Origin of the sequence: Georgenia sp. M64, assembly GCF_038049925.1 — a bacterium.
Taxonomy (GTDB): domain Bacteria; phylum Actinomycetota; class Actinomycetes; order Actinomycetales; family Actinomycetaceae; genus Georgenia.
In genome coordinates this window covers 2,769,407-2,788,713 of sequence record NZ_CP145809.1, presented here as the reverse complement: position 1 = coordinate 2,788,713, position 19,307 = coordinate 2,769,407, and the positions used below count along the sequence as shown (strand labels likewise).

General features: G+C 74.3%; 18 protein-coding genes and 3 tRNA genes. 13 read left to right on the top strand and 8 right to left on the bottom strand.

Features of this window, described 5'->3' with window-relative positions:
- The first annotated feature begins 4 nt into the window (after window positions 1-4).
- Complete coding sequence (locus tag AAEM63_RS12580) at window positions 5-1,462, top strand: alanine/glycine:cation symporter family protein (RefSeq protein WP_341358612.1); 1,458 nt, start codon at window positions 5-7, stop codon at window positions 1,460-1,462.
- 36 nt (window positions 1,463-1,498) lie between these two features.
- Here AAEM63_RS12580 and AAEM63_RS12575 read toward each other — a convergent pair whose 3' ends face one another.
- The 3 genes from AAEM63_RS12575 to AAEM63_RS12565 are packed head-to-tail and all read right to left on the bottom strand — an operon-like array spanning window position 1,499 to window position 4,886.
- Entirely contained in the window at window positions 1,499-2,653 is a 1,155-nt protein-coding gene (locus AAEM63_RS12575) for a heparan-alpha-glucosaminide N-acetyltransferase domain-containing protein (RefSeq protein ID WP_341358611.1), read from the bottom strand.
- Window positions 2,650-3,912, bottom strand: a complete 1,263-nt coding sequence (locus tag AAEM63_RS12570) for an APC family permease (RefSeq protein WP_341358610.1) — start codon at window positions 3,910-3,912, stop codon at window positions 2,650-2,652. The genes AAEM63_RS12575 and AAEM63_RS12570 overlap by 4 nt, the downstream gene beginning before the upstream one ends.
- Window positions 3,909-4,886: a 3-methyladenine DNA glycosylase gene (locus AAEM63_RS12565; RefSeq protein ID WP_341358609.1), complete on the bottom strand. Its 978-nt coding sequence runs from the start codon at window positions 4,884-4,886 to the stop codon at window positions 3,909-3,911. Before AAEM63_RS12565 ends, AAEM63_RS12570 begins: the two co-directional genes overlap by 4 nt.
- Window positions 4,887-4,961: 75 nt before the next feature.
- On the opposite strand from AAEM63_RS12565, the gene AAEM63_RS12560 reads away from it, so the two are divergent.
- Together AAEM63_RS12560 and gltX are read left to right on the top strand one after the other, a co-directional pair.
- Window positions 4,962-5,735, top strand: coding sequence for a fumarylacetoacetate hydrolase family protein (locus tag AAEM63_RS12560; RefSeq protein WP_341358608.1), 774 nt, complete (start codon window positions 4,962-4,964; stop codon window positions 5,733-5,735).
- 91 nt (window positions 5,736-5,826) lie between these two features.
- Complete coding sequence (gltX, locus tag AAEM63_RS12555) at window positions 5,827-7,341, top strand: glutamate--tRNA ligase (protein ID WP_341358607.1); 1,515 nt, start codon at window positions 5,827-5,829, stop codon at window positions 7,339-7,341.
- A gap of 137 nt (window positions 7,342-7,478) precedes the next feature.
- On the opposite strand, the gene AAEM63_RS12550 is transcribed toward gltX, so the two are convergent.
- A complete protein-coding gene (locus AAEM63_RS12550) occupies window positions 7,479-8,087 on the bottom strand; it encodes a hypothetical protein (protein WP_341358606.1) in 609 nt (202 codons plus the stop codon).
- 159 nt (window positions 8,088-8,246) lie between these two features.
- Between AAEM63_RS12550 and AAEM63_RS12545 the strand changes: the two genes are divergently transcribed.
- From AAEM63_RS12545 to AAEM63_RS12535, 3 genes are all read left to right on the top strand, one after another.
- Window positions 8,247-8,318 (top strand) — tRNA-Gln (locus AAEM63_RS12545).
- Between the two features lie 50 nt (window positions 8,319-8,368).
- A tRNA-Glu gene (locus AAEM63_RS12540) sits at window positions 8,369-8,441 on the top strand.
- Window positions 8,442-8,611: 170 nt separating this feature from the next.
- Window positions 8,612-8,684: transfer RNA gene (locus AAEM63_RS12535), tRNA-Glu, on the top strand.
- Window positions 8,685-8,741: 57 nt separating this feature from the next.
- Here AAEM63_RS12535 and AAEM63_RS12530 read toward each other — a convergent pair.
- Entirely contained in the window at window positions 8,742-9,464 is a 723-nt protein-coding gene (locus AAEM63_RS12530; RefSeq protein ID WP_123913624.1) for an IclR family transcriptional regulator, read from the bottom strand.
- A gap of 100 nt (window positions 9,465-9,564) precedes the next feature.
- On the opposite strand from AAEM63_RS12530, the gene leuC reads away from it, so the two are divergent.
- From leuC to AAEM63_RS12500, 6 genes are all read left to right on the top strand, one after another.
- On the top strand, window positions 9,565-10,995 hold the full coding sequence (gene leuC, locus AAEM63_RS12525; protein ID WP_341358605.1) for a 3-isopropylmalate dehydratase large subunit: 1,431 nt from the start codon (window positions 9,565-9,567) through the stop codon (window positions 10,993-10,995).
- Between the two features lie 13 nt (window positions 10,996-11,008).
- Complete coding sequence (gene leuD / locus AAEM63_RS12520; RefSeq protein ID WP_341358604.1) at window positions 11,009-11,689, top strand: 3-isopropylmalate dehydratase small subunit; 681 nt, start codon at window positions 11,009-11,011, stop codon at window positions 11,687-11,689.
- Window positions 11,690-11,897: 208 nt separating this feature from the next.
- Entirely contained in the window at window positions 11,898-13,217 is a 1,320-nt protein-coding gene (gene murA, locus AAEM63_RS12515; RefSeq protein ID WP_341358603.1) for a UDP-N-acetylglucosamine 1-carboxyvinyltransferase, read from the top strand.
- A gap of 115 nt (window positions 13,218-13,332) precedes the next feature.
- A complete protein-coding gene (locus AAEM63_RS12510; protein WP_341358602.1) occupies window positions 13,333-13,851 on the top strand; it encodes a DinB family protein in 519 nt (172 codons plus the stop codon).
- Window positions 13,852-13,917: 66 nt separating this feature from the next.
- On the top strand, window positions 13,918-14,823 hold the full coding sequence (locus tag AAEM63_RS12505) for a lysophospholipid acyltransferase family protein (protein WP_341358601.1): 906 nt from the start codon (window positions 13,918-13,920) through the stop codon (window positions 14,821-14,823).
- Window positions 14,795-15,001 carry a dodecin gene (locus AAEM63_RS12500; protein ID WP_341358600.1) on the top strand — a complete coding sequence of 69 codons (207 nt, stop codon included), beginning with the start codon at window positions 14,795-14,797 and terminating at the stop codon, window positions 14,999-15,001. Before AAEM63_RS12505 ends, AAEM63_RS12500 begins: the two co-directional genes overlap by 29 nt.
- 99 nt (window positions 15,002-15,100) lie before the next feature.
- On the opposite strand, the gene AAEM63_RS12495 is transcribed toward AAEM63_RS12500, so the two are convergent.
- From AAEM63_RS12495 to AAEM63_RS12485, 3 genes are all read right to left on the bottom strand, one after another.
- Window positions 15,101-15,760 carry a hypothetical protein gene (locus tag AAEM63_RS12495; RefSeq protein ID WP_341358599.1) on the bottom strand — a complete coding sequence of 220 codons (660 nt, stop codon included), beginning with the start codon at window positions 15,758-15,760 and terminating at the stop codon, window positions 15,101-15,103.
- A 153-nt stretch (window positions 15,761-15,913) separates the two neighbouring features.
- Window positions 15,914-16,597, bottom strand: a complete 684-nt coding sequence (locus tag AAEM63_RS12490) for a hypothetical protein (RefSeq protein WP_341358598.1) — start codon at window positions 16,595-16,597, stop codon at window positions 15,914-15,916.
- A 269-nt stretch (window positions 16,598-16,866) separates the two neighbouring features.
- Window positions 16,867-18,033 (bottom strand): aminotransferase class I/II-fold pyridoxal phosphate-dependent enzyme, encoded by a 1,167-nt coding sequence (locus AAEM63_RS12485; RefSeq protein ID WP_341358597.1) that lies wholly within the window; start codon window positions 18,031-18,033, stop codon window positions 16,867-16,869.
- A 49-nt stretch (window positions 18,034-18,082) separates the two neighbouring features.
- Between AAEM63_RS12485 and AAEM63_RS12480 the strand changes: the two genes are divergently transcribed.
- Window positions 18,083-19,279 carry a D-alanine--D-alanine ligase family protein gene (locus AAEM63_RS12480; protein ID WP_341358596.1) on the top strand — a complete coding sequence of 399 codons (1,197 nt, stop codon included), beginning with the start codon at window positions 18,083-18,085 and terminating at the stop codon, window positions 19,277-19,279.
- Window positions 19,280-19,307: the final 28 nt, after the last annotated feature.

The following is a 19,307-nucleotide window of genomic DNA, read 5'->3' as shown; positions in this document are numbered from 1 at the left end:
CCCGATGGACGCGTTCATCGCCGGCGTCAACGACGTCCTCTACACCTACCTGCTCATCGCGCTGCTGGTCGGCGCGGGGCTGTACTTCACGCTGCGCTCGCGCGCCGTGCAGTTCCGCCTCTTCGGCCGCACCCTGCGCGAGATCGCCGGCTCCCGCGGCGGCAGCGAGGGCGGCATCAGCTCCTTCCAGGCCTTCGCCATCGGCATCGCCTCGCGCGTGGGCACCGGCAACATCGCCGGCGTCGCCATCGCGCTGACCCTCGGCGGCCCGGGCGCGATCTTCTGGATGTGGGTCATCGCCCTGCTCGGCATGGCGACGGCGTTCGTCGAGGCCACCCTGGCCCAGATGTACAAGGTGCGCTGGCACGACGGGACCTTCCGCGGCGGCCCGGCCTTCTACATCCAGCGCGGTCTCGGCTCGCGCGGCTGGGGCCTGGTGTTCGCCGTGGCGCTCATCTTCGCGTTCGGCCTGGCGTTCAACATGGTCCAGGCCAACACCATCGCGGGCACGCTCGGCGGCGCGCACGGCTGGCCCACCTGGGTGACGGCCGTCCTCCTCGTCGCGCTCGCCGCCCCGGTGATCCTCGGCGGGATCCGCCCCGTGGCGCGGGTGGCCGAGGTCGTGGCCCCGGTCATGGCGTTCGCCTACGTCCTGCTCGGCCTGGCGGTCCTGGCGCTGAACCTGCCCGAGCTGCCGGGTGTCGTCGGGCAGATCGTCTCCGGCGCGTTCGGCCTCGACGAGGCGCTCGCGGGCACGGCCGGCGGGATGCTCGCCGCGCTCCTCAACGGCGTCAAGCGTGGCCTGTTCTCCAACGAGGCGGGCATGGGCTCGGCCCCCAACGCGGCCGCGACCGCGACGGTGCGCCACCCGGTGCAGCAGGGCCTGGTGCAGTCCCTCGGGGTCTTCGTCGACACGATCGTCGTCTCCTCGACGACGGCGTTCCTCATCCTGCTCGCGGGGCCCGCGGTCTACGAGCCGGGCACCACCTCCGACGCCGTGGGGGCCACCCTCACCCAGAGCGCCGTCGCGGCCGAGCTCGGCACGTGGACGACGATCCCGATGACCCTGCTCATCTTCGTCTTCGCGTTCTCCTCGGTCCTGGGCAACTTCACCTACGCCGAGATCAACATGGACTTCATCCGGCCGGGCCGGGCCGGCAACCTCGCGCTGCGGCTGCTCGTCATCGCGTCGGTGGCGATCGGAGCGCTGCTCCAGCTCTCGACCGTGTGGGCGCTGGCCGACATCGCCATGGGCCTCATGGCCTCGATCAACCTCGTGGCGCTCTTCCTCCTGGGCCGGTGGGCGCTCGGTGCCATGCGGGACTTCGAGCGCCAGGTCGCGGCGGGACGCAGGCCCGCCTTCGTGGGCGTCGGCAACGACGACCTCCCCGGCGACCTGCCCACCGACGTGTGGCTGCGCCGCGACGTGGAGGTCGTCGAGCGGGCCGACCGCACCGAGTAGGGCTCGCCGGCCGCGCCGTCGGGGGCGCCCCCGGCCTCAGGCGCGGGGGACGACCGCCTCGACCGCGCCGCGCACGAGACGCTCGAGCGGGCCCCGGCCGAGGAGCCGGCGCCACAGCCACGCGCCCACGAGAGCCACGACGACGAAGGTCACCAGCACCCCGTTCGACACGGGGTTCCACACCACGTCGTTGCCGAGGACGGCGATCGCGACGATGTGGACGGAGTACACGCTCAGCGACATCGCCCCGGCCGCCGCGACCGGCGAGAGCACCGCGGCGATGGCGCGGCCCGCCGAGGTCGTGGGCCGGGTGAGCAGGAGCAGCAGCCCGACGACGGCGAGCGAGCTGCCCCAGTTGCCCACCACCTCGAGGGTGGAGTCGTCGTGCGCCGCGGCGCTGACCAGGCGCCGGGCCAGCGGCGAGGCGTCGGTGCCCAGGGCGTCCTGGGCGAGACGGGACGTGCCCCACCCCAGCGTCGCCAGGGCCGCGCCCGCGCCCACCAGCGCGGCCTGGGTGCGTGCCCGGGTGAGGTCGCTGCGCCCCAGCGCCAGCCCGAGCAGCACGTAGGCGAGGTACACCAGCGCCGGGTAGGGACCGGTGACGAGCTCGTCCATGGGCAGCTCGACCGGGTCGGCCGCGCCGAGGAACCGGGCGAGGAGGGAGGGCCGCCCGTCCGCCGTCGGCGTCGTGGTGGCGAGGATGAGCGTCGGGGAGACGACCGCCGCGGTCCCCGCCCCGAGCAGCAGCCAGCGGCGGCGCAGCCCGAGGAACGGCGTCGCGAGGGCGAACATCACCGCGTACGCGGGCAGGATGACCAGCACCGGCGTGCCGAGCGCGACCAGGACCACCCCGATGACGAGCAGCACCGCCGCCCGCACGAACGTGGCCACGCGGGCCCGGGTCAGCGCGAGGCCGGTGGGTGGGACGCGCCGGCCGTTCGCCAGCGCCAGCGAGACGCCCGCGAGGAGCGCGAACAGGGCGGCCGAGCGGCCGTCGGCGACGACGAACCACTCCGGGTCGTGCCGGCCGCCGGGACCGTCGTCGCCGAGGTGCGCGACGAACATCCCCAGGATCGCCACGCCCCGGGCGACGTCGACGCCGGTGAGGCGGGACACGGCGTCTCGCGACGTGGGCGGCGACGGCCGGTCCCCGGCCGTGCGCACCTCGTGCTCCGGCGGCTGGTGGGTCATGGCACGAGAGTAGGTCCCGGGCGGCGCCCCCGGAGCAGACGGACCGCGACGCCGACCGCGACCACGCCCAGGCCCGCGAGGACGGACGCCGGGGGCAGGGTCGCGACGAGCACGAGGCAGCCGGTCAGCCCGACGACCTGCAGCGCGCGCGGGTACCGGCGCCGGTCGCGTCCCTGGGTGAGCGCGGCGAGGTTCGCCACGGCGTAGTACAGCAGCACGCCGGTGGAGCTGAAGCCGATGAGCCCGCGCAGGTCGGTGACGAGGACCGCGCCGACGACGACGGCCGCGGCCGTCAGCTCGGCGCGCCGGGGGACCTGCCGCACGGGCTCGACGACCGCGAGCCCGCCGGGCAGGTCGCCCTCCCGCGCCATCGCCAGGGTCGTGCGGGCGACCCCGGGGAGGAGGGCGAGGAGCGCCCCGAGGCTCGCCACGGCCGCGCCGATGCCGACGACCGGGACCGCCGCGTCCCACGACCCGGCCGCGACCGCGTCGGCCAGCGGCGCCCGCGAGGCGGCCAGCGGGTCGGGCCCGAGCACGGCGAGCAGCGTGAGCGCGACCGCGGTGTAGAGGACCGCAGCCGCTACGAGGGTGGTGACGATCGCGCGGGGGATGGTCCGCCCGGGGTCCCGGACCTCCTCGCCGAGGGTGGCGATGCGGGCGTAGCCGGCGAAGGCGAAGAAGATCAGGCCGGCGGACTGCAGGACCCCGAGCGGGCCGACCGCACGGTCCGCGGCGTCCGTCGGTGCGCCGGCCGCCGTGCCGCCCGCGCCGAGGTGTGCCGCGACGAGCGCCACCGCCAGGGCGAGCAGGACGACGACGAGGAGCACGCGGGCCAGGGCCGCCGTCCGGGTGATGCCGCGCAGCCCGAGCGCCGTGAGCGCGGCGACGGCGGCCGCGGCGACGGGGCGCTGCCAGGCCTCCGGGACGGTGTAGGCGGCGAACGTCGTCGCCATCGCAGCCGCGGACGCCGTCTTCCCGATGACGAAGGACCAGCCCGCGACGAACCCCCACCACGGGCCGAGCTGCTCCCGGCCGTAGACGTACGTCCCGCCTGAGGTGGGGTAGGTCGCCGCCAGCTGCGCGGTCGAGGTGGCGTTCGCGGTGGCGACGAGGGCCGCCACCGCCAGGCCGAGGAGCAGCCAGGAGCCGGCTGCTGCCGCCGCCGGGGCGAACACCGCGAAGACGCCGGCACCGATCATCGAGCTCAGGCCGATCACGACGGCGTCAGCCGGGCCGAGACGGCGGGCGAGCCCGCTCACGTCCCGGTCGCCCGGGCCGGCGTGCGCGTCCGGCCGTCGGCCGGTGCTGCGACGAGGCGGCCGGTGACCTCGAGCAGCCGGTCCCGCAGGGGTGCGGCCCGCTCGGCGAAGCCGCGCTGCAGCCGGACGTACTCGGCCCGGCCCGGTGCCGTCTCGATCGGGACCGGGTCGTACCCCAGCGCCGTGACGTCGTAGGGCGAGGCTCGCATGTCGAGCACACGGACGTCGCGCGCGAGCTCGAAGGTGTCCAGGAGGAGGTCGCCGGGGCAGGCCGGTCCGAGCTTCAAGGCGTGCTTGAGCAGGTCCATGGTCGCGTGGAGGCAGCCCGGCTGCTCGAGCGCGGGCTGGGTGGCACGCTCGGGCTGGTCGCGGTTCAACGGGCGGGCCGGTCCCGTGAAGAAGCGGAAGGCGTCGAAGTGGGTGCACCGCAGCGGGTGCCCCTCGACCACCGCGTCGGTGGCCGACTGGCCCAGCCGCAGCGGCAACGGGTGCCGGTGCCGCTCCTGGCGGTAGACCATCGCCCACTCGTGCAGCCCCAGGCACCCGAGCTGCGGGGTGCGGGCGGCGGTGCGGGTGAGGAGGTCGTGGATCCAGCGGACGCCGTCGCCCCGGTCCGCCATGAGGGCGCCGACGTCGAGGGCGACCGAGCCGTCCGCCCGCCGGTGGTGCCAGCGCCACCGTGACCGGGCGTCGAGCTCGTCGGGGGTGGCGAGCTCGTCGGGGGTGGCGAGGTCGTCGGGGCTGGCGAGGTCGTCGGGGGCGTCGGGGGCCAGCGCCGTCCCCGCCCCCGGGTGCCACCGCCGCAGCCGGGCCGGCCGGAGCGGGTAGTACTCGAAGAGGAAGTCCTCCACCGGGTCCGTCAGCCCCCGGCCGGCGCGTTCCCGGCGGGCCGCGGTGAGCGCGTCCGCGCGTGCGGCGTGCGCCGCGGCGGCCGCGCGCCACAGCGGCGCCGGGAGCGGGCGGTCGGCGGACACCCGGCAAGCGTAGGCGAGGCGGCACCCAGCGCCCGTCGCTCTCGTCCGCACCCGGGCGGCACTACGGTGGTCACCATGCGCATCGCACGGTTCACCACCGGTGAGGACCCCCGTTACGGCATCCTCGACGAGGACTCCCACGAGCTCGTCGTCCTGCGGTCCGACCCCATCTTCGCCGGTCTGGAGACGACGGGGGAGCGCGTGGCGCTGGACGCCGTGAGGCTCCTCTCGCCGGTCATCCCGCGCTCGAAGGTCATCGGGATCGGCCGCAACTACGCCGACCACGCCGCCGAGATGGGCAACGAGGTGCCCGCCGAGCCGCTCGTGTTCCTCAAGCCGAACACCTCGGTCATCGGGCCGGACGACCCCATCGTGCTGCCGCCGTGGTCGAGGGAGGTCCACCACGAGGCCGAGCTCGCCGTCGTGATCTCGCGCCTGTGCAAGTACGTGCCGGCGGCGAAGGCCCAGGACGTCATCTTCGGCTACACCGTGGCGAACGACGTGACGGCCAGAGACGTCCAGGCGACCGACGCCCAGTGGACGCGCGCGAAGGGCTTCGACACGTCCTGCCCGCTCGGCCCCTATCTCGCCGTCGACCTCGACGTCTCCGACCTGGCCGTGCGGGCACGCGTCGACGGGGTGGTGCGCCAGGACGGGCGCACCTCCGACCTCGTGCACAAGGTCCCCGAGCTCATCGAGTACGTCTCCTCGATCTTCACGCTCCTCCCGGGCGACATCATCCTCACCGGCACGCCGGCGGGCGTGGGACCGATCGACGTGGGTCAGCGCGTCGAGGTCGAGGTCGAGGGCATCGGCTCGTTCAGCAACCCGGTGGTCCGGCGGGACTGACGCCGGGCGGTCCGGCGGGAGTGAGCCCGGCGGTCCGGCGGGACCCACGCCCGGACCGGGGTGACCGGGGCGCCACTAGGCTGGGCCCATCATGACCGAGAACACCGCAGCGGCCACCGGCTCCGCCGTCCGCGTCCGTTTCTGCCCCTCGCCCACCGGCACCCCGCACGTCGGGCTCATCCGCACCGCCCTGTTCAACTGGGCCCACGCGCGGCACGTCGGCGGCACGTTCGTCTTCCGCATCGAGGACACCGACCCCGAGCGGGACACGGAGGAGAGCTACCACCAGATCCTGGACGCCCTGCGCTGGCTCGGCCTGGACTGGGACGAGGGCGTCGAGGTGGGTGGCCCGTTCGGTCCGTACCGGCAGTCCGAGCGGATGGACGTCTACCGCGACGTCGCCGCCCGGCTCCTCGAGGCGGGGTACGCCTACGAGTCGTACTCCACGCCGGAGGAGATCGAGGCGCGCCACCGGGCCGCCGGCCGCGACCCCAAGCTCGGCTACGACGGGTTCGACCGCGACCTCACCGAGGAGCAGAGGGCCGCCTACCGCGCCGAGGGCCGCGAGCCGGTCCTGCGCGTGCGCATGCCCGACGCCGACGTCAGCTTCACCGACGTCGTCCGCGGGGAGGTGACCTTCAAGGCCGGGTCGATCCCGGACTTCGTCGTCGTGCGCGCCAACGGGTTCCCGCTCTACACCCTCACCAACCCCGTCGACGACGCCCTCATGGGTATCACGCACGTGCTGCGGGGCGAGGACCTGCTCTCCTCCACCCCCCGTCAGGTGGTGCTCTACCGTGCCCTGCTCGACCTCGGCATCGCGAGCGTCATGCCGGCCTTCGGGCACCTGCCGTACGTCATGGGCGAGGGGAACAAGAAGCTGTCCAAGCGCGACCCGGAGTCGAACCTCTTCCTCCACCGCGACCGCGGCTTCACCCCCGAGGGGCTGCTCAACTACCTCGCGCTGCTCGGCTGGGGCATCTCCCCGGACAACGACATCTTCTCCAAGGAGGAGATGGTCGCGGCGTTCGACGTCGCCGACGTCAACCCCAACCCCGCACGCTTCGACCTCAAGAAGGCCGAGGCCATCAACGCCACCCACCTCCGGATGCTCGACGCGGCGGACTTCCGGGCGCGGCTCGTGCCGTACCTGCACGCACGGGGCCTCGTCTCGGCGGCGACGCTGGACGGCCTCACCGCGCGCGAGCAGGGGCTGCTCGAGGCCGCCTCACCGCTGGTCCAGGAGCGCATGACGCTCCTGGGCGAGGCCCCCGGGATGCTCGGGTTCCTGTTCGTCGGGGACGGCGACCTCGTCCTCGAGCCGGATGCCGTCGGGGCCCTGCGGCCCGAGGCCGGGGACGTCCTCGACGCCTCGCTCGGCGCGCTGGAGCCGCTCACCGAGTTCACGACCGAGCGGGTCGAGGCCGTGCTGCGCGAGGCCATCGTCGAGGGCATGGGCGTCAAGCCCCGCTTCGCGTTTGCGCCGCTGCGCACGGCGGTGACCGGCCGGCGGGTCTCCCCGCCACTGTTCGAGTCCATGGAGATCCTCGGCAAGGAGGCCACGCTCGTCCGTCTCCGGCGCCTGCGCGAGCACCTCGCCGCCTGACGGCGTCGGGGGCGGAGCGGCGCCCCGACGTCGCCGGACCTCGTCCTCCCGGTCGCCGGTCGTCAGGGTTCACTCGCCGGTCGGCAGCGGTCGGCCGTCAGCGGTCGGAATCAGCGGTCGGCGTCAGCGGTCGGCCGTCAGCGGACGGTGGCGTCCCAGCGCCAGCTCTCGAGCCGGCCGAGCCCGGCGATCTCCCGGCGGCCGGTCTGCCACAGCAGGACCTCCTGCGCGCTGCCGAGGTCGACGGGCGAGCCGGGGAAGAGGCGTGCCAGGACACCGGTGCACAGGTCCTCGGGAAGGTCTGCGACCTCGTCGTCGAGAGCGGTGAGGACGTCCCAGCCGTGGACGACGATCTCGCACACCCCCATCGCGGCGAAGCCGCCGGGGTCCGAGTCGCCCCACGGGTGGTAGGCCCGGTCCGTGTCGTCGCCGATCTGCACCTGGGCGGCAAGCAGCTCGGCCATCGCCTCGAGGTTGACCGCGAGCCCGTCCGTCCCGGCCGAGCGCCGAGACCGCACCACCGTCTCACCGCCGTCGGCGGCGTCCACGGGCAGGTAGTCCCCGCGCGCCCGCCCGGCGAGCTGGAGGGCATAGGCGAAGAGGTCGTCGAGGACGTGCTCGGCCGTGGCCCAGCACGTCCACCCCAGGCCGTGGGCGTGGGCGTCGTAGTCGTAGTCGTCGGCGGGACGGGCGCGGATCTCGGCGGCGAGCCACTGCGCTGCGTGCCGGACGTCGTCGGCTTCCATGACGACACGGTAACGGCCGCCTCGACGCCCGCGCGGCGGCGCGTGAGGTCGGTCATAGTGCTCGTCGCGGGTTTGGTCGCCGCACCGTGGCTCGGGTAGTGTTCTGCGACGGCACGACCCCCACCGGCCCGCAGCGGCGAGGCGGAGGTCGTACCCCCATGGGGTATGGTGTAATTGGCAGCACGACTGATTCTGGTTCAGTTAGTCTAGGTTCGAGTCCTGGTACCCCAGCGGTCGACCTCCGGCACGTCCGGGGGTTCCCACCAGGAAGACCATGTCAGGGCCCCGTCGTCTAGCGGCCTAGGACACCGCCCTCTCAAGGCGGCGGCGCCGGTTCGAATCCGGTCGGGGCTACAAGGGGCGAGAGGTCCTCACCACGCGGTGAGGGTCTCTCGCCGTCTTCCGGGGCAGACGTCTCGGTTCGTCTCCGGGGCAGCCGTCCGGGAGCGTGACGGGCGTCATAGCCGGCGGGGGCGACCTCGCCCGGACGGCTCGGGTATGCTCGTCCAGGCTCAGGAAGCCATGGCCCCGTCGTCTAGCGGCCTAGGACACCGCCCTCTCAAGGCGGCGGCGCCGGTTCGAATCCGGTCGGGGCTACAACGAGCGAGAGGCTCCCACCACGCGGTGGGAGCCTCTCGTCGTTGGCCGTGTCGCTCAGCCCTCCTCGGTCCGCTTGAGGACCTCGGTGAGGCGGTTCGCGGCCGCGACGACCGCCGCGGCGTGGAGCCGGCCGGGCTGGCGGCCCATCCGCTCGATCGGCCCGGAGATGGAGACGGCGGCCAGCACCCGGCCGGACGGTCCGCGCACCGGCGCGGAGACCGACGCGACGCCGGGCTCGCGCTCGGCCACCGACTGCGACCAGCCGCGCCGGCGCACGGCCGAGAGCATCGTGGCGGTGAAGTTCGCGCCGTGCAGCCCGCGGTGGAGGCGGTCGGGCTCCTCCCACGCGAGGAGCACCTGCGCCGCGGAGCCGGCCAGCATGCTCAGGGTGGCCCCGACCGGGATGGAGTCCCGCAGCCCCATGGGCCGCTCGGCGGCGGCGACGCAGATCCGCTGGTCGCCCTGGCGCCGGTAGAGCTGGGCCGACTCGTTGGTGTGGTCGCGCAGCGCCGTGAGGACCGGGGTGGCCGCGGCCAGGAGGCGGTCCTCGCCGGCGGCGGAGGCGAGCTCGGCCAGGCGCGGGCCGAGGACGAACCGGCCCTGCATGTCACGGGCGACGAGACGGTGGTGCTCGAGGGCGACGGCGAGGCGGTGCGCCGTCGGCCGTGCGAGGTGCGTGGCGCTGACGAGCTGGGCGAGGGTGGCCGGTCCCGCCTCCAGCGCACCGAGAACCGTGGCGGCCTTGTCAAGAACGCCGACTCCGCTAGAGTTGTCCATGTACCGATACTGGCATCTCAGCCACTGAGATTGCAAGTGTCCGACGAAGTGCCCCGCCGGGCAGGCCAAGAGCCCGGCCGTCGAGGAGGAGAAAGTCGCGATGAGCGGAACGCTGGCCGAGAAGGTCTGGGACGCGCACGTGGTGCGCAAGGGAACCGACGGAGCGCCCGACCTGCTCTACATCGACCTGCACCTCGTGCACGAGGTGACCAGCCCGCAGGCCTTCGAGGGCCTGCGCCTCGCCGGCCGCCCGGTCCGCCGTCCGGACCTCACGATCGCCACCGAGGACCACAACACCCCGACGCTGGACATCGACCGGCCCATCGCGGACGCGACCAGCCGGACGCAGATCGAGACGCTGCGGCACAACGCGGAGGAGTTCGGGATCCGCCTGCACTCCCTGGGCGACGCCGACCAGGGCATCGTCCACGTCGTCGGCCCGCAGCTCGGCCTGACGATGCCGGGCCTGACGGTCGTGTGCGGCGACTCCCACACCTCCACCCACGGTGCCTTCGGCGCCCTGGCCTTCGGCATCGGCACGTCGGAGGTCGAGCACGTCCTCGCCACCCAGACGCTGCCGCTCGCGCCCTTCCGGACCATGGCGATCAACGTCAACGGGCGCCTGCGTGAGGGCACCACCGCCAAGGACATCATCCTGGCGATCATCGCCAAGATCGGGACCGGCGGGGGGCAGGGCTACGTCCTGGAGTACCGCGGGGAGGCGATCCGCAACCTCTCGATGGAGGCGCGGATGACGATCTGCAACATGTCCATCGAGGCCGGCGCGCGCGCCGGGATGATCGCCCCCGACGAGACCACCTTCGAGTACATCAAGGGCCGTCCGCACGCCCCCGAGGGGGCCGACTGGGACGCCGCCGTCGAGTACTGGCGCACCCTGCGATCCGACGACGACGCCGTCTTCGACACCGAGGTCGATCTCGACGCCGCCGACCTCGAGCCCTTCGTCACCTGGGGCACGAACCCCGGACAGGGCCTGCCGCTGTCGGCGAGCGTGCCGGACCCGGTCGACATCGTCGAGGAGTCCGAGCGCAGGGCCGCCGAGCGGGCGCTGGAGTACATGGACCTCGCCCCCGGGACGCCGCTGCGCGACATCCACGTCGACACCGTCTTCATCGGCTCGTGCACGAACGGGCGCATCGAGGACCTGCGCGCCGTCGCCGAGGTCCTCAAGGGGCGCCGGAAGGCCGACGACGTACGCGTCCTCGTCGTCCCCGGATCCGCGCGGGTGCGGCTGCAGGCCGAGTCCGAGGGCCTGGACCAGGTGTTCCTCGACTTCGGCGCCGAGTGGCGCAACGCCGGCTGCTCCATGTGCCTGGGGATGAACCCCGACCAGCTCAAGCCGGGGGAGCGGGCGGCCTCGACGTCGAACCGCAACTTCGAGGGCCGCCAGGGCAAGGGGGGCCGCACCCACCTGGTGTCCCCGCTCGTCGCTGCCGCCACCGCCGTCCGCGGCACCCTGTCCGCCCCGGTCGACCTCGAGCCGGCCCAGACCACCGCCGTCGGCGCCTGAGGAGAGAGCCACCATGGACAAGTTCACCCAGCACACCGGTGTCGGCGTCCCGCTGCGCCGCAGCAACGTCGACACCGACCAGATCATCCCGGCCGTCTACCTCAAGCGCGTCACGCGCACGGGCTTCGAGGACGCGCTCTTCGCGGCGTGGCGCGGCAACCCGGACTTCGTGCTCAACAAGCCGGCGTACGCGAACGGGTCGGTGCTCGTGGCCGGTCCCGACTTCGGCACCGGCTCCTCCCGCGAGCACGCGGTGTGGGCGCTCAAGGACTACGGCTTCAAGGTGGTCCTCGCGCCGCGGTTCGCGGACATCTTCCGCGGGAACTCGGGCAAGCAGGGGCTCGTGGCCGGCGTCATCTCCCAGGAGGACGCCGAGATGCTCTGGAAGGTCCTCGAGAACGAGCCCGGCACCGAGGTGACCGTGGACCTGGTGGCGAGGACCGTCGTCGCCGGGGACGTGCACGGCACGTTCCAGATCGACGACTACACGCGCTGGCGGCTCATCGAGGGCCTGGACGACATCGGCCTCACGCTGCAGAACGAGCCGGACATCACCGCCTACGAGCACGAACGTGCGTCGTGGCGGCCCCGGACCCTGCCGGCCCGGCACCTGCCGCCCGCGCACATCATGGCGGCGCGCCCGGTCACGGACAGCTCCCACCTGCCCGCACACTCGGACGCACCGCTCGGCTGAGGCGCGCGCCTCGACGCGGCGCACGCCCGGGGCCGGTGGTGCGCCGCCGGCCCCTCCGCCGGCGAGGCCGACGAGGGCCGTGTGTTCGAGGCGACACGGCCCCGGGGTGCCCCGTCCGGCGGTGGCCGACGTATCCTGAGGCATCCCTGGCCACCCGGGCGGGGGCAGAGACAGTGCCCCGGCCCGGCCGGGGCCGGGTGAGGTGAGTATGAGCGGGCTCCTGACGATCGAGGGCGGCACGCCCCTGAACGGTGAGATCACCGTCCGCGGTGCCAAGAACTTCGTCTCCAAGGCGATGGTCGCCTCCCTCCTCGGCGAGGAACCGTCCGTGCTGCGCAACGTCCCGCTCATCCGGGACGTCGACGTCGTCTCCGACCTGCTGCGCCTGCACGGCGTCACCGTCGACCACGAGCGGGAGTCCGGGGTGATCCACCTCGACCCCAGCAACGTGGAGTCCGCGCACGTCGCGGACATCGACGCCCACGCCGGCTCCAGCCGCATCCCGATCCTCTTCTGCGGCCCGCTCCTGCACCGGCTCGGGGAGGCGTTCATCCCCGACCTGGGTGGCTGCCGGATCGGCGACCGGCCGATCGACTACCACCTGGAGATCCTGCGGCAGTTCGGGGCCGTGGTCGACAAGCGGACCCAGGGCATCCACCTCTCGGCCCCGCGGGGCCTGCACGGCGCGCGGATCGAGCTGCCGTACCCGAGCGTCGGCGCCACCGAGCAGACCCTCCTCACCGCGGTGCGGGCGGCCGGCCTGACGGAGCTGCGCAACGCGGCGATCGAGCCGGAGATCATGGACCTCATCGCGGTCCTGCAGAAGATGGGCGCGATCATCTCGGTCGACACCGACCGGACCGTCCGGATCGAGGGCGTGGCCCGCCTCGGGGGCTTCAGCCACACCTCGCTCGCCGACCGCATCGAGGCCGGCTCCTGGGCGTCGGCCGCGCTGGCCACCCAGGGCGACATCTTCGTGCGCGGGGCCACCCAGCCGGAGATGATGACCTTCCTCAACACCTTCCGGAAGGTCGGCGGGGCGTTCGACGTCCGCGAGGACGGCATCCGGTTCTGGCACCCCGGCGGCGACCTCAGCTCCATCGTCCTGGAGACCGACGTCCACCCGGGCTTCATGACCGACTGGCAGCAGCCCCTGGTGGTGGCCCTGACGCAGGCGACGGGTCTGTCGATCGTGCACGAGACGGTCTACGAGAACCGGTTCGGCTTCACCGAGGCGCTGCGCGGCATGGGCGCCAAGATCCAGATCTACCGCGAGTGCCTCGGCGGCCTGCAGTGCCGCTTCGGCCAGCGCAACTTCAACCACTCCGCCGTCATCTCCGGTCCCACGCCGCTGAGCGCGGCCGACATCATGGTGCCGGACCTCCGCGGCGGCTTCTCGCACCTCATCGCGGCGCTCACCGCCCAGGGGACGTCGCGGGTGAGCGGGATCGACATCATCAACCGGGGGTACGAGAACTTCCAGGACAAGCTCGAGGCCCTCGGCGCGCGCGCTCTCGTCGCCGCCTGAGCCGACCCACCGTGCCGCCTGGCACCGTGGTCGGCCGGCGGCCCGAGCCGGCGGCTCCCGCACGTACCTCGCCCAACCCGGTGGCGCGGCGCCGCGGCAGCGCCAGACTGGAGGCATGAACACCGCCGAGCTGCTGATCGAGGCGTACTCCCGGGTGCCGGACGAGGTCGAGCGCGTCCTCGACGGCCTGAGCGCGGAGGAGCTCCTCCGACGGCCGGACACCGACGCCAACTCGATCGCCTGGCTCGTCTGGCACCTCGCCCGAGGCCAGGACTCCCAGGTGTCGGCGGTCGCGGGCACCGAGCAGTCCTGGGTGAGCGACGGCTGGGTCGACCGCTTCTCGCTCGACCTGCCCGCCCTCTCGACGGGGTACGGGCACTCGAGCGCCGACGTCGCCAAGGTCCGGGCGGGCGCCGAGGAGCTCACCGGCTACCTCCGCGACGTCCACCGGCGCACCTGCGAGTACCTCGCCACCCTCGCCGAGGAGGACCTCGACCGCGTCGTGGACGAGAGCTGGGATCCACCGGTGACGCTGGGGGTGCGGCTCGTGAGCGTCGTCGCCGACGATCTCCAGCACCTCGGGCAGGCCTCCTACGTCAGGGGCCTGGTGCTCAGGGCGCGCGAGACCGGCTGAACCACGGGTGGTCGCCGCGGCGTCCGAACCGCCACGGCGGGGTGCGGACGGCCATAGCATCGCCTCGTGGCTCGTTCAGCGTCCCGCGGCTACCGGCTGGCGGCAGCCCTGATCCTCCCCGTCATGCGTGCCAGCACCCGCCGGAGCTGGCGAGGGGGTGAGCACCTGCCCACCACGGGGTTCATCGCGGTCTCGAACCACGTGTCCAACTTCGACCCCCTCACGCTCGCGCACTTCCTCTACGAGCACGGTGCGCCGCCGCGGTTCCTCGCGAAGGACTCGCTCTTCGAGATCCCCCTCCTCGGCCGGGCGATCCGTGGGCTGGGCCAGATCCCCGTCGAGCGCGGAACGGCGCAGGCGGGCCACGCGCTGACGGCGGCCGAGGCGGCGCTCGCCGCCGGGGAGTGCGTCGTCATCTTCCCCGAGGGCACCCACACCCGCGACCCGCACCTGTGGCCGATGGTGGGCAGGACCGGGGCCGCACGCCTCGCCCTGCGCACCGGGGCGCCCGTCGTCCCGATCGCGCAGTGGGGCGCCCACCGGGTCGTGCCGCGGTACTCGGCGTCGTTCCGGCCCTTCCCGCCCAAGGAGGTGACGGTCGTCGCGGCACCGCCCGTGGACCTGGCCGACCTGTCGGCCGACGACGGCGACGCCATCCGGGTGGCGACCGCGCGGATCATGACGGCGGTCACCGACCAGCTGGCCGAGATCCGCGGGGAGGCACCGCCGGCCCGGCCCTACGACATGCGTCTCGACGGCGACCCCCGCGCGTCGTTCGACGCCGCCCGCGCCGCCCGGCGCGCCGCCCGCCGGGCGCGCCGCGCGCGACGGCAGGCGCTGCGGCAGCGGGTGCTGGGTCGCACCCCTCCCGGTCCTGCCGTTGCCGCCGGGCGGTCGCGGGTGAAGACTGACCGCGTCACCGCAGACGACGAAGGGACCGCACATGTCCGACCACACGTACAAGGTCAGTGAGATCGTCGGGACGTCCCCCGACGGGGTCGACCAGGCCATCCGGAACGCGCTCGCCAAGGCCTCGGAGACCCTGCACGGCCTCGACTGGTTCGAGGTCGTCAACGTCCGCGGTCATCTCGAGGAGGGCGCCATCAAGCACTTCCAGGTGACGATGAAGATCGGCTTCCGGCTGGACTGAGGGACCGGGCGCGGTCGGCCGGCCCCAGCGGGCCCGGCCGGCCGCGCGACCCGACCAGCGCCCGTGACCCGACCAGCGCCCGGGACCGGGACGGGCCGGTCAGTCCTCGGTCTGGATGTCGACCACGAGCCGGCTCGGCTCGGTCAGCGTGAAGACCCGGAAGGGCCGCTCGGAGTCGAGACCGATGAACGCCTGGTTCTGCCCCTCGAAGATCCCGGTGACGTAGACCTCCTCGACCACGTCCGTCCCCTCGACGTCGACCTCGCCGGAGGGGAGGACCCGGTCGAGCTCGTCCTCCTCGGGGATCCGCACCCCGGTGGCGATGACCTGGAGCGTCGCGTCGCCGTCGATGTCGATCTCGGTCCCGCGCGGGTCCTCGATCGCGACGTCGACGTACTCCACCCGCCAACCGGGCGTCCCGGTCCCCTCGAGGTCGAGGACCACGCGCTCGAAGCCCTCGTGGGCGCCCGCGCGCACGGCCACGGGCAGCAGGTCACCGCCGGCCGAGGGCCACTCGGGGTCGTTCTGCGCCTCGGTCGAGTAGGCGACGTCCTCGACCGGCTCGTCGGTCTCGTCGGCAGGTTCGGCCGTACCGCCGGTGGTGGCGCTCGCGGTGGGGGACGGGGCGGCCGGGCTCTCGGTGCCGTCGGCGGTCGTCGCCGGCGGGGCGGCCGGCTCGGACGGTCCGCCGCCTCCGCAGGCCGTCAGGACCAGCAGCAGGGCCGTGCCGGCGGTCGCGGCGATGGTCGAACGCTTCATGGTGGCCTCCCAAGCTCCGGGCGCGTGCCGCCCTGGCGCCCACGGTAGGAGGCGCCACCCGCGCGGGGGACGGCGAAGCACCGGCCGAGGCCGAATCGTGACCCGGCAGCCGTCCGGGTCGACCCGCGCAGCGGCGGCGGGTGCGCCCGCGGGTCAGGCGGGGTCGGTCGCGACGATGACGAGCGTCCCCGGGTGGTCGACGACGTACCAGACGGTGGTGCCCTCGGGCAGCCCGACGTAGAAGGTCGTGCCGTTCTCGTCGGGCGTGCCGATGCTGACCCCGCTGACGTGGCGCAGGGGCGGTGCGTCCACGAGCTGACCGGCGACCAGGTCCCCGCCGAGGGGGTCCGTGGCGCCGGGGATGCGGACGAACGCGGTGTCGACGCCGTCGGGGACCTCGACGCCCGGCGGCAGCTCCGTGGGGCCGACGACGCTGGTGAGCAGACCGGCGAGCCCGTCGCCGTCGTAGCTCACGACCACGCGGCTCTGGCCCTCGCCCTGCTCGTACACGTCGACGCCGGTGACGGCGTAGGGCCCGGGACCGTCGGCGGGGACCTCGAGGCCGTCCTCCGGGTCGAGGGACGACAGCCCACCGAGCCACGGCTCGCCCGCGACGTCGACGTCCGCCAGGGGCGGGGGGTCCTCCCGCGGCTCCCACGGGTAGTCGGCCGGCAGGACGTCGGCCGCGTCGGGGCGGGACGGGGACGCCGTGCCGCCGGCGCCGGGGCTCTCGGCGCCGGGGTCGGCGTCGTGGTCGGGTCCGTCGTCGGGGCCGGCTCGCCTGTCCGCCCGCTGTCGGGGCTCGACGGGCCGTCGCCGGGGGTGGTCGCCGTGCACGCCGCCAGCAGGACGGCCGTCGTCGCCAGGGCGGCCAGCGCCCGTCTGCTCCCGTCCGCCACCCCGTGCCCCCTCAGCCGGGGACCCACCCCGTTGCGTCGTCGTCGGTTGCCCCGTCGCTGGAGCCCTGGTTCGCCCCCACGCTAGGGGACCGCCGGGGCGACCGCATCATCGGGGGACCACCGCGCCACCGGCCGGCAAGGGGGGCGCCGCCGGCCCCGGATCCCGCGGCGCGCGGGCCCGTGAGCCGCCCGGCCCCGCGGCAGGAGTCAGCCCCGCTGGGCCAGCCGCAGCGCGCGGTCGAGATCCGCCCACAGGTCCTCGACGTCCTCGATCCCCACACTGAGCCGGAGCAGGTCCTCCGGCACCGTCGGCGCCTCGGCCGCCAGGCGACGGCGGCGCTCGAGGCTCGACTCGACCCCGCCCAGGCTCGTGGCCGGCACCCAGAGCCGCACCGCCTCCGTGAGCGCGTCCGCGGCCGCGGCCCCGCCGACGGGCCGCAGCGTGAGGATCGAGCCGTACCCGTTCATCAGCGCGGTCGCCCGCTCGTGCTGCGGGTGGCTGGGCAGGCCAGGGTGGCTGACCCCGGCCACGAGCGGGTGCCCCTCGAGCCGGCGCGCGAGCTCGAGCGCGCTGGCCTGCGACCGCTCCACCCGCAGGGCGAGGGTGCGCAGGCCGCGCAGCGCCAGCCACGACTCCCACGGACCCGCGATCGCGCCGCCGGTGGTCCGGCGGGCGTGGAGGCGCTGCCGGAGCCCCGCGTCGTCGGTGACGGCGGCACCGAGCAGCACGTCGGAGTGTCCGGCGAGGAACTTCGTTACCGAGTGGACGACGACGTCGGCGCCCTGGGCCAGCGGCCGCTGCCCGAGCGGGGTGGCGAAGGTGTTGTCGACGACGGTGAGGACCCCCGTCTCGCGTGCGGCGGCGGCGAGCGCGGGCACGTCGGCCACCTCGAGCATGGGGTTGGTCGGTGACTCGATCCACAGCACGCTCGCGGCGGGCCCGTCGGCCGGGCGGAGGGCGGCCACGACGGCGGCGGTGTCCGCGATGTCGACCAGCCGGACCTCGGAGCCCTCCCGCTGCGCCTGCTCGCGGGCCGCGGTCAGCGTGGCGAGGTAGGCGTGACGCGGTGCGACGACCGCCGTCCCCGGGGCGGCGAGGCGCAGGGCGGCGTCGATCGCGGCCATGCCGGAGGAGAAGACCAGCGCCGGCAGGGCCGATCCCTCCAGCGCCCCGATCGTCTCCTCCAGGGGGTGCCAGGTCTCGGTGTCGTAGCGGGCGTACAGCAGCTCCCCGCCCGGCTCGCGGGTGGAGACGTAGGTGCTGCTCAGCACGACGGGCGGGTTGACCGGGCCACCCTTGACGCGGTCGGGTCGGCCCGCGGCGACGGCGACGGTCGCGGGGGAGAGGTGCTCGGGCAGGTTCTCGGTGCTCACCGGGCCAGGCTATGCGGCCCGGCGGCCCGCTGCGGGTACCCTCCAACCGATGTCCAACGACGCGAGAACCCCCGACGGCGAGGCCGTTGCCCCCCGCACCGACGACGCCGCGGCCGTCGGCCGTGACGGCGCGCCCGCCGACGGCGCACGCCGGACCCGCGTGGCCGTCCTCTTCGGCGGGCGCAGCGGCGAGCACCCCGTCAGCTGCGCGACGGCCGCGGGCGTGCTGCGCGCCATCGACCGGGACCGCTACGAGGTCGTGCCGATCGGGATCACCCGCACCGGGGAGTGGGTGCTCGCCGCCGACGACCCCGCCCGCCTCGAGGGTGGCCGCGCCGAGATCCAGCCGGCCGACGGGCGCCTGCTCGTCCCGCTGGGCGAGCGACCGGGTCCGCTCGTCGTCGCCGAGCCCGGCCGGGTGCCCGACGAGCTGGCCGCCGTCGACGTCGTCCTGCCGCTCCTGCACGGCCCCTACGGCGAGGATGGCACCCTCCAGGGCCTGCTCGAGATGGCCGGGACCCGCTACGTCGGCTCGGGCGTCCTCGCCTCCGCCGTCGGCATGGACAAGCACTACATGAAGGTCGTGCTCGCCGGCCACGGGCTGCCGGTGGGCCCGTACACCGTCATCACCCCGCGGGCCTGGCGCACCGACCCGGCCGCGGCGCTCGACGCCGTCGCCTCCCTCGGGCTGCCGGTGTTCGTCAAGCCCGCCCGGGCCGGGTCGTCCCTGGGCATCACGAGGGTCGAGCGGGCCGAGGACGTCGCGGCCGCCGTCGAGGAGGCCCAGCGGCACGACCCCAAGGTCATCGTCGAGGCCGGGATCGCCGGCCGCGAGATCGAGTGCGCCGTCCTCCAGGGTCACGGCGACGACGCGCCGCGCACCTCGGTGCCCGGCGAGATCGTCCTCGACCACCCGGCCGCCGGCTTCTACGACTACGAGACGAAGTACCTCGACACCGCCGCGCTGACCATGTCGGCCCCGGCGGACCTGCCGCGCGAGGTGGCCGACCGGGTCCGGGAGCTCGCCGCGGCGGCCTTCGAGGCCCTCGGGTGCGAGGGCCTCGCACGCGCGGACTTCTTCTACACCGACGGCGGCGAGGTCGTCATCAACGAGCTCAACACCATGCCCGGGTTCACGCCCTTCTCCATGTACCCGTTGTTGTGGGAGAAGTCGGGGCTGAGCTACACCGAGCTCATCGACGAGCTCATCTCGCTGGCGCTCGAGCGGCCCGCGGGCCTGCGGTAGCGCGGGGCGGCGGGCAAGGGCGCGTCAG